Origin of the sequence: Muricoccus radiodurans, from assembly GCF_050154705.1 — a bacterium.
Taxonomy (GTDB): Bacteria; Pseudomonadota; Alphaproteobacteria; order Acetobacterales; family Acetobacteraceae; genus Roseomonas; species Roseomonas radiodurans.
On sequence record NZ_CP189561.1, the window covers coordinates 826,882 to 839,874 of the forward strand.

At 71.6% G+C, this 12,993-nt stretch carries 11 protein-coding genes; 7 read left to right on the forward strand and 4 right to left on the reverse strand.

Features of this window, described 5'->3' with window-relative positions:
* Positions 1-48: 48 nt before the first annotated feature.
* The 7 genes from recG to ACP6CK_RS04075 all read left to right on the forward strand — a co-directional run bounded on the left by recG (position 49) and on the right by ACP6CK_RS04075 (position 8,000).
* Complete coding sequence (recG, locus tag ACP6CK_RS04045) at positions 49-2,136, forward strand: ATP-dependent DNA helicase RecG (protein WP_426957497.1); 2,088 nt, start codon at positions 49-51, stop codon at positions 2,134-2,136.
* An 88-nt stretch (positions 2,137-2,224) separates the two neighbouring features.
* Positions 2,225-3,025: an ABC transporter ATP-binding protein gene (locus tag ACP6CK_RS04050; RefSeq protein ID WP_426957499.1), complete on the forward strand. Its 801-nt coding sequence runs from the start codon at positions 2,225-2,227 to the stop codon at positions 3,023-3,025.
* On the forward strand, positions 3,025-3,756 hold the full coding sequence (locus ACP6CK_RS04055) for an ABC transporter permease (RefSeq protein WP_426957501.1): 732 nt from the start codon (positions 3,025-3,027) through the stop codon (positions 3,754-3,756). The genes ACP6CK_RS04050 and ACP6CK_RS04055 overlap by 1 nt, the downstream gene beginning before the upstream one ends.
* 4 nt (positions 3,757-3,760) lie before the next feature.
* Positions 3,761-5,716 (forward strand): GldG family protein, encoded by a 1,956-nt coding sequence (locus tag ACP6CK_RS04060; protein ID WP_426957503.1) that lies wholly within the window; start codon positions 3,761-3,763, stop codon positions 5,714-5,716.
* A gap of 76 nt (positions 5,717-5,792) precedes the next feature.
* Entirely contained in the window at positions 5,793-6,872 is a 1,080-nt protein-coding gene (locus ACP6CK_RS04065; RefSeq protein ID WP_426957505.1) for a DUF4340 domain-containing protein, read from the forward strand.
* Entirely contained in the window at positions 6,869-7,300 is a 432-nt protein-coding gene (locus tag ACP6CK_RS04070; protein WP_426957507.1) for an NUDIX hydrolase, read from the forward strand. The genes ACP6CK_RS04065 and ACP6CK_RS04070 overlap by 4 nt, the downstream gene beginning before the upstream one ends.
* Positions 7,301-7,373: 73 nt before the next feature.
* Positions 7,374-8,000 (forward strand): dihydrofolate reductase family protein, encoded by a 627-nt coding sequence (locus ACP6CK_RS04075; RefSeq protein ID WP_426957509.1) that lies wholly within the window; start codon positions 7,374-7,376, stop codon positions 7,998-8,000.
* Positions 8,001-8,022: 22 nt separating this feature from the next.
* Here ACP6CK_RS04075 and msrP read toward each other — a convergent pair whose 3' ends face one another.
* From msrP to ACP6CK_RS04095, 4 genes are all read right to left on the reverse strand, one after another.
* On the reverse strand, positions 8,023-8,955 hold the full coding sequence (msrP, locus tag ACP6CK_RS04080; RefSeq protein WP_426957511.1) for a protein-methionine-sulfoxide reductase catalytic subunit MsrP: 933 nt from the start codon (positions 8,953-8,955) through the stop codon (positions 8,023-8,025).
* 282 nt (positions 8,956-9,237) lie between these two features.
* Positions 9,238-10,173, reverse strand: coding sequence for a hypothetical protein (locus tag ACP6CK_RS04085; RefSeq protein WP_426957513.1), 936 nt, complete (start codon positions 10,171-10,173; stop codon positions 9,238-9,240).
* Between the two features lie 38 nt (positions 10,174-10,211).
* Positions 10,212-11,768 carry a glycosyltransferase family 39 protein gene (locus ACP6CK_RS04090; RefSeq protein ID WP_426957515.1) on the reverse strand — a complete coding sequence of 519 codons (1,557 nt, stop codon included), beginning with the start codon at positions 11,766-11,768 and terminating at the stop codon, positions 10,212-10,214.
* Between the two features lie 10 nt (positions 11,769-11,778).
* Positions 11,779-12,882 (reverse strand): glycosyltransferase, encoded by a 1,104-nt coding sequence (locus ACP6CK_RS04095; protein WP_426957517.1) that lies wholly within the window; start codon positions 12,880-12,882, stop codon positions 11,779-11,781.
* Between the last annotated feature and the right edge of the window lie 111 nt (positions 12,883-12,993).

Below are 12,993 nucleotides of genomic sequence, written 5' to 3' on the forward strand. Positions count from 1 at the left end.
CCGTTCGGCATCTGTTCGTGCGGTGCCATATAAACCCCGCGCCGAATCATGCCAGCCCAGGACCAAGACCCCTCCCCGCACCTCCGCCCCCTGCTCGCGCCCCTGGACGAGGTTCCGGAGGTGGCCGGGAAGGCGCGCCTGCTCGCCACCGCCGCGGGCCCGCGGGTCCTCGACCTCCTCTTCCACCTGCCCGAGCGCTACGTGGACCGCCGCCGCGTCACCCGCCTGTCCGAGGCCGCCGACGGCGACATCGCGACCGTCCCCGTTCTCGTGGAGTCCGTGACCGCCCCTCGCAACCCCTCCCAGCCCTGGGTGGTGAAGTGCAGCAGCGAACGCGCCCTCATCGACCTCGTCTACTTTCTACGCGCCCGTTGGGTCGGCCCCTGGCTGGCTCGAGCCTTCCCGGAGGGCGCCGCCCGCACCGTCTCCGGGCGCGTCCGCCGCTATGGCCCGCGCTGGCAGATGGACGCGCCGGACTTCGTCTCGCCCCCCGACACCATCCCTGACCTCCAGCCGATCTGGCCCCTGGTGAAGGGGCTGGGCCCGAAGGATATGCAGAAGGCCGTCGCCGCCTCCCTCGCCCGTCTTCCGGAGGTTGCGGAGTGGGGCGACGCGGCCCTCCTCCAGCGCCGCCGGTGGTCGAGCTTCACCGCCTCCCTCCGCGTGCTCCAGGCTCCGACGTCCATCCCGCCCCAGGAGGCGACGGACCGCCTGGCCTATGACGAGCTGCTGGCCGGGCAGATTGCCATCGGCCTCGTCCGCCGCGCCGTCCTCACCCGGCCCGGCCGCTCCCTCACCGGCGACGGCGTCCTGCGCGAGAAGGCCCTGGCCGCCTTCGGCCACAAGCCGACCGAGGCCCAGGCCCACGCCCTCAGGGAGATCGACGCCGACCTCGCCGCCCCCCGCCGGATGCTCCGTCTGCTCCAGGGCGACGTCGGCAGCGGCAAGACCCTCGTCGCCCTCCTGGCCATGCTCCGTGCCGTCGAGTCAGGGGCACAGGCCGCCATCATGGCGCCCACGGAAATCCTGGCGCGCCAGCATCTCCGCACGTTCCAGCGCCTGGCCGGCGCCGCGGGGGTCGAGTGCGCCCTCCTCGCCGGCAGCGTGAAGGGCAAGGAACGATCCCGCGTCCTCCGCCGCCTTGCCGAGGGCTCCCTTCCCCTCGTCATCGGCACCCACGCCCTGTTCCAGGAGGGCGTCGCCTTCCGTGACCTCGCCCTGGTGGTGGTGGACGAGCAGCACCGCTTCGGCGTCGCCCAGCGCCTGATGCTGACCGAGAAGGGCACCGAGACCGACGTCCTGGTCATGACCGCCACGCCCATTCCCCGAACCCTTCTCCTCACCCAATGGGGCGAGATGGCCGTCTCCCGCCTCGAAGGCCGCCCCGCCGGCCGCAAGCCGATCGTCACCCGCATCATCAACCGGGACCGCCGCGACGAGGTCCTCGCCGCTCTCCGCCGCGCCTTCGACAAGGGAGACCGCGCCTACTGGGTCGTCCGTGCCATCGAGGAGGGCGAGGCCCACGACAACGTCGCCGCCGAGACCACCTTCGCCGCCCTGAAAGAGGTCTTCGGGGAGAGGGTCCGCCTCGCCCACGGCGCCCAGACCCTTGAGGTCCGAGAGGCCGCCCTCTCCGACTTCGCTGCGGGCCGCGCCCAACTCCTCGTGGCGACAACGGTCGTGGAGGTCGGCGTCGACGTCCCCGAGGCCACCATCATGATCATCGAGCAGGCCGAGCGCTTCGGCCTCTCCGCCCTGCACCAGCTCCGGGGGCGCGTGGGACGCGGCACGGCCCAGTCCTATTGCCTCCTGTTACCAAGCTCCGAACTCGTGGAGGGCGAGAAGCGCCGCCTCGCCGTCATCCGTGACACGGAGGACGGCTTCGTCATCGCCGACGCCGACCTCGACTTCCGCGGCGGCGGCGATGCCCTCGGCACCCGCCAGGCCGGCCAGATGGGCCGCCGCATCGCCGACCCCCAGCGCCACGCCCCCCTGGTCCGCATCGCCCACCAGGACGCGACCCTTCTTCTGGAGCGCGATCCCGACCTGTCCGCCACCCCCCGGGGCCGCGCCGCCCGCGACCTCCTCACCCTCTTCGACCACGACCTGACCTTGAAGCCGCTCGCCGCCGGCTGAACCGGGGACGGGGCTTGCGCCCCGCGCCGCCCGGTCCTACCCCTCCGCGGCGCTCGCCGGGGGGGCGGGCGCCGGACTGGAGTAACCCGTGGCCAAGCTGCCCGTGGACGACCCGCTCGACGACGTGCACGTCCCGCACATCGACATCGAGCGCCTGACCAAGCGCTTCGGCGCCTTCACCGCGGTCGACGACATCTCCTTCCGGGTGGACGCCGGCGAGGTGCTCGGCTTCCTCGGCCCCAACGGCGCCGGCAAGTCCACGACCATGCGAATGCTGGCCGGCTTCATGACCCCCACGTCGGGCACCGCCCGCATCATGGGGGAGGACGTGATCGACCACCCGGTCGAGGCGAAGCGTCTGCTGGGCTTCCTCCCCGAAGGCGCTCCCACCTACCCCGAGATGACGGTCGAGGGCTTCCTCACCTTCGTCGCCCGCGCCCGCCGCTACCGCGGTTCCGAGGCCATCGACCGCGTCCACGCCGCCATGGGCATGACGACCCTTGAGGGCGTGCGCCTGCAACCGATCGAGACCCTGTCGAAGGGCTTCAAGCGCCGCGTCGGCCTCGCCCAGGCGCTGCTGCACGACCCGCCCGTCCTGGTCCTCGACGAGCCCACGGACGGCCTGGACCCCAACCAGAAGCACGAGGTCCGCACCCTCATCGAGCGCATGGCGCCGACGAAGGCGATGGTCATCTCCACCCACATCCTGGAGGAGGTGGGCGCTGTCTGCACCCGCGCCATCGTCATCGCCCAGGGCCGGATCGTGGCGGACGCCGCCCCCGCGGACCTGATGCGCCGCGGCCCGAACCTCGACGCCGTGTTCCGCGAGCTGACCATGACCGCGCCCACCGACCAGCCCAGGATCGAGACGCCGGGGGTCGCGGCCTGATGTCCGGCATCCTCACCGTCGCCCGGCGTGAGCTCGCCGGCTACTTCGCCACGCCCGTCGCCTACGTCTTCATCGTCATCTTCCTCGTGCTCTCCGGCACGCTGACCTTCACGCTCGGCAACTTCTTCGCCCGCGGCAGCGCCGACCTCGCGCCGTTCTTCGCTTTCGTGCCCTGGCTCTTCCTCTTCCTCGTGCCCGCCATCACCATGCGCCTCTGGGCGGAGGAGCGCCGCCTGGGCACCATCGAGCTCCTCCTGACACTGCCCATCCCGCAGTGGCAGGCCGTCACCGGCAAGTTCCTCGCCGCCTGGGCCTTCTGCGCCATCGCGCTCGCCCTGACCTTCCCGCTGATCATCACGGTGAACGTCCTCGGCGACCCCGACAACGGCGTCATCGCCGCCGGCTATGTCGGCTGCCTGATGGTGGCCGGCGCCTACCTCGCCATCGGCGCCGCGCTCTCGGCCCTCACGAAGAACCAGGTCATCGCCTTCGTCCTCGCGGTCGCCGTCTGCTTCCTCTTCTCCGCCGCCGGCACGCCCGTGGTCACGGAATTCCTCTCCACCAACGTCCCGGTCCTGGCGGACATCGCCCGCGGCATCTCCGTCACCGACCGGCTGCAATCCTTCTCGCGCGGCATCATCGCGCTTCGGGACGTGATCTTCTTCCTCTCCTTCATCGTCGTCTGGCTCTTCGCCAACGCCATCGCCGTCGATCTCCGCAAGGCTGACTGATCCCGTGAGCGACGCCACCACCCCGCCCGTCCCCGTCGTACCCAAGCCGCGCGGCCGCCGCGCCTGGCTCTCGGTCGGTGCCCTGATCGCCGCCGTGGCGCTGGCTATCGGCGTGAACATCCTGGCCGACCGGAGCCTCGCTCGCGCGCGCGTCGACCTGACGCAGCAGCGCCTCTACACGCTGGCCGACGGCACCCGGCAGGTCCTCGGTGGCTTACGCGACCAGATCACGCTCCGCCTTTTCTACTCCCGCCGCCTCGGCGCCTCGATCCCGGCCTTCGGCGCCTACGCCGACCGCGTCCGGGAGATGCTGCGGGAGTACGTCGCCCTTGCCGACGGCAAGATCCGTCTCGAATTCCTGGACCCCGAGCCCTTCTCCGAGACCGAGGACCGCGCCCTCGCCTACGGCCTCCAGGGCGTCCCCGTGGACCAGTCCGGCGAGCAGATCTACTTCGGTCTCGCCGGCGTGAACCTGCTCGACGACGAGCGCACGATCCCCTTCTTTCAGCCGGATCGCGAGCGCTTCTTAGAATACGACCTGACGCGCCTGGTCTATGAGCTGTCGAACCCGCGCCGTCCGGTCATGGGCGTGATGTCGTCGCTGCCGCTGAGCGGCGATCCGCGCGCGATGATGATGCGCACCCCCGGTGCCGGGCAGCCCTTCCAGGCCTTGAACGGCCTGCGGCAGTTCTTCACCGTCCGCGACGTCCCGCTCGATGCTCAGGTGATCCCCGCGGACGTGCAGGTTCTGATGGTCGCCCACGCCCAGAACCTGTCCGAGCCCACCCTCTACGCCATCGATCAGTTCGTGATGCGCGGCGGCCGCCTCCTCGCGCTGACGGACCCGCACAGCGAGAGCCAGCTCAGCCGCCCCGACCCGAGCGGGCGCCCAAACACCAACACCGCCTCCAACCTCGACCGCCTCTACGGCGCCTGGGGCATCGAGGCGCCGACCAATAGGGTCGTGCTCGACCCCCGTGGCGCCTGGCGCGTCCGTTCCAACCCGCAGGACCGAGTGCAGGGTGTGGACTACCTCGCCTGGTACAACCTCCAGGGCGACAGCCTGAACCGCTCGGACGTGGCCACCGCCGATCTCTCCCAGGTCACCCTCGCCAGCGCCGGCGAGGTCCGCCGGAAGGAAGGTGCGGCGATCGAGCTGACGCCCCTTCTGACCACCTCCCCGCAATCCATGTTGCTAGACGTGGTCCGGGTGCGGGAGGCGCCGGACCCCGCCCGCCTCCTCGCCGAGTTCCGCTCGGACGGCATCCGCCGCACCCTCCTTGCCCGCGTCCGCGGCACCCTCAACTCTGCGTTCCCGAACGGTCCGCCGGATCTGCCGGAGGGCACGGAGCGCGCCGGTGACCTCCCGGCCCACATCAACGCGACTGCCAGTCCGGCCAACCTCGTGATCGGCAACGATGCCGACCTCCTGGAGGACCGCTTCTGGGTCCGCGTGCAGGACTTCTTCGGCCAGTCGGTCGCGACGCCCACCAGCGACAACGGCGCTCTGCTAGCCAACCTCGCCGACACCCTCGCCGGCGGCGACGCCCTCATCTCGCTCCGCTCCCGTGGCGAGAGCCTGCGCCCCTTCACCCTGGTCGAGGGGATGCGCCGCGAGGCGGAGGCCCAGTACCGCCAGACCGAGCGCGGTCTGCAGGAGCGCCTGCAAGTCACCGAGCGCCGCCTGCGCGAACTCCGACAGGGCCCGGGAGGCGGCACCGCGGCCACCGCCACGGTCATCACCGCCGAGCAGCGGGCCGAGATCGACCGCGCGCGGGAGGAGATCGTCCGCACCCGCCAGCAGCTCCGCACCGTCCAGCGCGACCTGCGCCGCGGGATCGAGGGGCTGGAGTCCTGGCTCCGCATCCTGAACATCGCCCTCGTGCCGGTGCTCATCACGGCCTTCGCGATTGGCCTCGCCGTGGTGCGCCTGCGTCGCCGCGCCGCGGCCCGCGCCTGAACGGGCGCGGACGCATGAAAGACCATCCCCGCCCCTTGCCGCTCGGGCGCCCCCCGCGCCCGCAGGTCACCGCGCCATGCCGATGAACCGCCGCCACCTCGTCGCTCTCGGTGGCACCGCCGTGGCCGTGGCCGCCGCCGCGGTTTTGCTGGCGCCCCGCACGCCCGACGCGCCGACCCCTTCGGAATCCCCCCTTGCCTTCCCGAACCTCGCCCCGCAGCTGGCCAATGCCCGCCGGATCGAAGTGCGGCAGGGCAATGCCACCCTGACCGTCGTCCGCGGCGCGAACGACGTCTGGACGTTGCCCCAGAAGGGTGGCTACCCCGCCCGTGGCGATCGCGTGCGTGAGCTCCTGACCGGCCTGACCGAACTCCGCCTGACCGAGCGCCGCACCGCCGATCCGGACTCCCTGAGCCGCCTCGGCCTCGACACCCCCGGCAGCCCGAACTCCACCGCCGCCCTCCTCCGCGTGCTGGACGGCAACAATTCCCCCGTGGCCGCCCTCATCGTCGGCCGCCGCCGCATGCGGACCCAGGGCGGCGTTCCGGAATCCGTGTATGTCCGACGCCCCGAGGAGAACCAGTCCTGGCTGGGCGAGGGCCGCCTGCCCGTGGACGCCGACCCCCAGCTCTGGATCGATCGCGAGGTCGCCAACCTCCCGCATGAGCGCGTGCGGCGCGTCATCTCCGTCCGCGACGGCCACACGACCGAGCTGCTCCGGGATGGCGACCTCGACGCGCCTCTCACGATCGCCCTTCCGGGCGACGCGCCGCCCGCCGATGACATCGCGCTCGACGAGGTCGGCCGCGCCCTGGAGGCCCTGTCCCTTCTCGACGTACGCCGAGAGGCCGAGATGCCCGGCGACGCGGCCGGGGAATCCCGCTTCTTCCTGACGGACGGCCTCGTCATCAACGCCCGTGTCCGTACCTCGGGCAACGACGTCTGGGTCCGCCTGACCGCGGAGGGCAGCGACGAGGCCGCCCGCCTGAACGCGCGCTGGAACGGTTGGGCCTATCAGGTCGGAAGCTGGAAGGCGAAGGCCTTCGCTCCCAGCCTCGACGACCTTCGCCGGCGCGAGGACCCGCCCCGTCCCAACGCGCCCGAGGCGCCGGCGACGCAACCTTCGGCGGCCGGGGCCGCGGCCCCTTCGAATTGAGCGCCCGCGAGTATCCGGATCGCCCCTGGGTCGGCATCGGCCTGATCTGCCTCCACGGCGACGACGTCCTCCTCGTCCGCCGCGGCCGCCCGCCCCGCATCGGCGAGTGGTCTATCCCGGGCGGCGCCCAGCACCTCGGTGAGACGGCCGAGGCCGCCGCCCGACGCGAGCTCCGCGAGGAAGCGGGCATCGAGGTCGGTCCTCTCGCCCTGGCTGCCTGCGTGGACGTGGTCCAGCGGGACGATGCCGGCGCTGTCCGCTTCCACTACACCATCGTGGACTTCGCCGCCCGCTGGGCCGCCGGTGCCCCCACCCCGGGCGACGACGTGACCGAAGCCCGCTTCTTCGCCCCCGACGAACTTCCCGCGCTCGGCCTCTGGAGCGAAGCCATCCGTGTCATCGCCGAGGCCCGACGACTCCTCGCCTGATATCTCGTGCGGTCGCCCTGTCGGATCTGACGCCCCTCGATCGTCCTCAGGCCGCCAACCACTGGATGCGGCGATGCGCGACCTGGTTCTCAAGATGCACCTGTCGATCGACGGCTTCGTCGCCGGCCCGAACGGAGAGGTGGACTGGATTTTCTCGTCCCTCGACCCCGCCGCGACGGAGTGGGTGGTTGCCACGCTCCGAGGCGCCGGCCTTCACGCCATGGGTCGCCGCACGTTCCGTGACATGGAGGCCCATTGGCCGACCTCCGACGAGCCCTATGCCGCGCCGATGAACGCGATCCCGAAGGTCGTTTTTTCCCGCCATGGCCCCGAAGAGGCCCGCCCCACCACGGAGAGTGCGAACGCCGTTCGCGGCGCAGCTGGCCCACAGCCAGCCACGTCTGCCCCGCACGGGCAAAGCTGGGCGCAGGCCCGCGTGGTCACCGGGGACCTGTCCGAAGAGATCGCCACCCTCAAGCGCGAGCCCGGAAAGCCGATCCTGGCCCATGGCGGCGCCGCCATTGCGCAGGATCTCGTCCGTCGCGGGCTCGTGGACGAATTCCGGCTGATGATCCATCCCGTCGCGCTCGGCGGCGGCCCGCCGCTCTTCGCCAAGCTTCCCGCGCCGCTCGATCTCCGCCTCGTCTCCAGCACCGCCTTTCCGGCCGGCGCCGTGGCCCAGGTCTACCGCCGGGCCTGACCCCGTACGGGAACGCTCCCGGTCAGGCCCAGAGCCGCTCGTTCTGCAGGTTCGTGTAGAGCCCCGCCACGAACTCACCGTACCCGTTGAAGAGGCGAGTCGGCACGCGCTCGTTCGTCCCCAGCACGCGCTCGCTGGCCTGGCTCCAGCGGGGGTGTGCGACCTCCGGGTTCACATTTGCCCAGAAGCCGTACTCGGTGGACTGGAGCGCTTCCCAGAAGGTGCTCGGACGCTCGGTCTGGAAGCGCACCCGCACGATCGACTTCCCGGACTTGAACCCGTATTTCCACGGCACGTGGATGCGGATCGGCGCACCGTTCTGCGGCGGCAGCGGCTTGCCGTACATGCCGGTGACCACGAAGGCGAGTTCGTTCTGCGCCTCCGCCACCGTCAGCCCCTCGGTATAGGGCCAGGGGTACCAGTTCTGCCGCAGCCCCGGCATGGTGTCGCGCTGCACCGCCGTCTCGAACAGGACATACTTCGCCTCGGGCTTCGGCTGCGCGAGGCGCACCAACTCCGACATCGGGAAGCCCGTCCAGGGCACGACCATGGACCAGGCCTCGACGCAACGGTGCCGATAGACCCGCTCCTCCAGCCGGACCTGGCGCAGCAGATCCTCCAGCCCGATCTCCCGCTCCTGCGCGACGAGCCCTTCGATCTTGATGGACCAGGGGCTCACCCGTAGCCGGGACGCCTGGCGCACCACGTCCTTCGACATATTGAATTCGTAGTAGTTGTTGTAGGTCGTGGCATCCCGCTCCGGCGTGATGTCCCGCTCCGGCCGGTAGCGGGGGTTCCGCATGGCCTGACCCTGCGCCTGCGCCCGGGCCGGCAGGACAGCCCCGCCGATCAGCCCGGCCCCCGCCCCGATCGCCGCCCGCCGCCCCATGACCACCGATTCCGGCGTCACCGCGCTCTCGGGCAACTCCCAGCCGCGGCAGATACGGATCAACATCGGGAACTCCTTCAAGGGGCCGTCAAGAGATCGTTCGCCGGAGCGGGCGTTCAAGTTACGATCTCTCATCCCGCCCGGTCGGACCGGCCGGCAACGGCCCGCTTCCGCAACGCCGGCCGCGAGACTCTCCCGCCCGCGGCCCTAGGGCCGCGCGGGCCGATCGCCGGGCCGGGACGCAGGACGCGCGTTTCGGCATGCCCTCGGCCGGCGGCGCGCTCCGATCGCCTGCCATCCCCGCGACCTGCCCTGGCGAGTGGCTCCCTCGTCCAGGCGCCCCCGGCGTCAGACGCCGTTGCTGCCGATGCTCAGCCCGGCCCGGGTCCGGTACTCCGATACCAGGAGTAGACTCTCCCTCAGGGCCGCCAGCTGCGCGTCATCCTGTGGAATGGACAGCGTCAGCTTGCTCCTCGTCCCATGCTCATAGATTCGCAGGGCAAGCACCATGGCTGCCCGTGCATGGGCCGGAGCGGTGCCGCTCATCTCCGCCGGTCGGATCGTGCGCAGCGGGTCCACCGTGCTCGCGCAGATGTAGAGCGCCTCGGCCACATGGGCGGCCGCCTCGTGGTCCAGCACCAGCCCGGGAACCAGCTCCGCATCCATCCCCGCGTGCAGCGACTCATGCGCGATCACCGCGCGCTTGAGCATCGTGTTCTCACCGGGATCGCGCACCTGAATGGTGTTCATTGTCATGTTGTACAGGGCGCGGATGTTGGGTGCCTCCGCCCGGGTCATGCCGATCGCCAGAATGCTCTTGCTCCGCATCAGCTCCTCTACCCGCGCGAACATCTTGCGATGGACGATAATGTCGCCGAGGCGGAAGCGGATCTGGTCCATCGCCGCGCTGCCGAGCGTGGTCAGGATCAGGTTCCGCGCGGTCACGTCCACGGCGCGCTCCCCTTTGAAGCCAACAGGCGGGATGTAGACCGTTGGTGACGCATCGCGCGGATCGAGGCAGTAGTTGAACCCGTCCAGGGTCTTCGTGCAGCCGAGATACCGGTTCAGCGAGTAGTTCACCTCGTCCGGATTCCCGACGCGGAAGTTGTAGTAGATCAGGTCCCAGACGTCGGTGATGCCATGGGCCTGGGCGATGCGCTTGAAGGTTTCTCGGACACCGGATTTCCAGCTGCCGTGGACCGCGTAAGTGTAGCTGGCGCGCGGCGCCGGGTCGCGCGGCGGCCAGGGGACCGGCCGCATGGGCGTGCGGTGCTTCACCGCCATTCCTGTTCCTCCCTGCCCCGTGTGGGCAGGCGCAGGTTTCACGGGCCGGGGGAGCGGGACAACGGTCGGTTTGTCGCGTCGGACGCGTGGCGTCGGGCGAAGCCGCGGCCCGGCCGCCGCCGGCGGCCCGCCACGCCCCGCCCCCGGCCCGAGCCGGACGGGCCCCTGCGCGGCCGAGGACGCGGGAGCACCGCGGCGGGCAATCCACCGGCAGGTGTCTCGATCCGGTACAGCCGATACCGCTCCGCCTCCTCGCCGTCCCGCACTCGCCGCAGCTCCCCGACCGCGACGGCCCCGGGCCAGTCCGGCGCGCCCTCCCCGCGGCGCACGCTTCGGACCATCAGCCCGGCCTGGCCCGGCACCGGCGCCGGCAGGGAGAAGAAGCGCCAGCGATCGCCGGCCGCGACCACCGTCACCCCCGCCGGAACATGCAGCGTCAGCTCCGACGCGAGCCCGTACTCCTCCGAAGCCAGGAACGCCGCGCCGGCCGACCGGCGCGCCGCGTCGGCATCCTGGCCCAGCGCTTCCCATCCCCCTAACCGGGCGAGAGTCGGATCCCGCGACCGCCCGAGGTCCAGTGGAGAGAGGCTGGCCTGCACCGCGATGGCGAGCGTCATGGCGGCGCCCACGCCGAGCGCCCAGGGCCGCCAGCCGGCCCCGACCAATGCCGCGGCCAGGCATCCCGCGGGGTACAGGATCGCGGGCCAGTTCCCCTGGACCCGGCTTCCGGTGGCCTGCCACAGGAACACGACCGCCGCCGGCAAGGTGAGCGCCACCACCAGCCCGGTCCCGGCCCCCCGCCGCCGCGCCCAGGCGGCGGCCGCAACCCCGACCCCCGCCACGGCCAACCCGAAGATCACCGGCGAGGCGAGCGCCAGCTGTCCGCCGAGCAACTCCCCGATGAAGCGCAGGGAGAGCCCCTCCCCGCTGCCCGCCCGTCCGCCCTGCTTCGCGAAGGACGCCCAGCCATGCGTCGCGTTCCACAGCACAACGGGCAGAAACACCACACCGGCCACGAGGCCGCCCCCGTAGAGCCGCGCGTCGCGCCACCACTGCCGCGCTGCCGGGACAGCGACCAGCCAGGCCACCAATCCCAGCCCGAACAGCAGCGCCGTATACTTGGACAGCAGCGCCGCGCCCGCGAGCGCGCCCACAACGAACCACCACCTCCCATCGCCGGACACGTGCAGCCGCGCGACCGCCCAGAGGGCAAGACACCAGAACACGATGAGCGGCGTGTCCGGCGTCATCAGCACGGCGCCGGCATTCACCATCGGCGTGGCGTTCAGCAGCGCCGCGCCCCAGACGCCGGGCCGGCTCTCCGGGAAGAGCAGGTCGCCCGCTCGCGCCAGTGCGACCGATGCCAGGGCGATCCCGAGCGGCCCCAGCGACCGGATGCCGAGCGGGTCATCCCCCATCAGTGCCGTTCCCGCCGCGATCCAGAGCGCCACCATCGGCGGGTGATCGAGGTAGCCCGGCTGCAGATCGCGCGCCCATACCCAGTAATACGCCTCGTCGGGCGTCGCTGGCAGGATCGCGGCAGCGCCCAGCCGCAGCGCGGTCACAACGACCAGCGCGAGCCCCCAGCCGCTCACGCGCGCCCCGTCATCGGGCGCGCCAGACGAGGGTCGAGGAGACCGCGTAGTTCCACACCACTGTCAGCAGCGCGCCCGCCGCCCCCGCCAGCCGCCAGCCCACGACATCCTCCCGCAACAGCAGCCCCGCGATGCCGACGTTCGCCACCGCGCCGATCCCGCAGACAAGGTAGAAGAGCAGAAGCCCCCGCCACAGCCGCGGCCCCCGGAGCCTCAAGTCGCGATAGGTGATGCGGTTATTCAGTACGAAGTTCGCGGTCATCGCGACGAAGGTGGCCACCCATTGCGCCGCGGCGAAGCCGATCCCGAACAGGTCCACCGCGACGTAGAGCGCCGCGAGGTGAACGAGCACGCCCACTGCGCCGACCGCCGCGAAGGACACGAAGCGCCAGGGCAGCCACCCTCCGAGCGCCTTGTCGAGGAGCAGCCCGACGAACTCCAGCAGCACCGTCGCGTCGAGCTTCGACTCCCCGGCCTCCCGCGGTCGGAAATGATAGGGCACCTCCGCCACCCGGAGCGGCCGACCCGCCGAGAGCAGCACGTCGAGCAGGATCTTGAACCCGCGCGCTGAGAGCCGCGGCGCCAGCGCCTCGAACAGGTCCCGCCGCAGAAGGAAGAAGCCGCTCATGGGGTCGCCCACGGGGGTCGGCAGCAGCGCCTGCGCCAGCCGCGTGCCCGCTCCGCTCACGGCCCCTCGGGCGGCCGAAAAGCCTTCACTGGCCGCCCCGCCCTCCACATGGCGGCTCCCCACGGCCACCTCCGCTCCGCCGCGCACCGCCTCGAGCATGGCTGGCAGGATCGTCTCGTCGTGCTGGAGGTCCCCGTCGATCACCGCGACGAACTCGGCAGAAGAGGCCAGCGCTCCTTCCGTGACGGCCGAGGCGAGCCCGCGGCGCCCGATCCGTCGAATGCATCGCACCCGCGGATCGCGGGCCGCCACCGCCCGCACCTCCGCCGCGGTGCCGTCCGGGCTGTCGTCGTCCACGAAGACCGCCTCCCAGGCGATCCCGCGCAGCGCCGTATCCAGGCGCGCCACCATCGGCGCGACGTTGGCTGCTTCCTTGTAGCAGGGAACGACGACCGTCAGCGCGGCGGGAAGGGGGGGGCCGGACACGCCGCGCGGCTTACCCCGCGGGGCTGCGGTCTGGAAGGGCGGGGGGTAGTCCGCTTCGGCGCAACTGCGGCGCCGTCCAGCTTTCTCCAGCTGTCCTGACCATGGCCACGG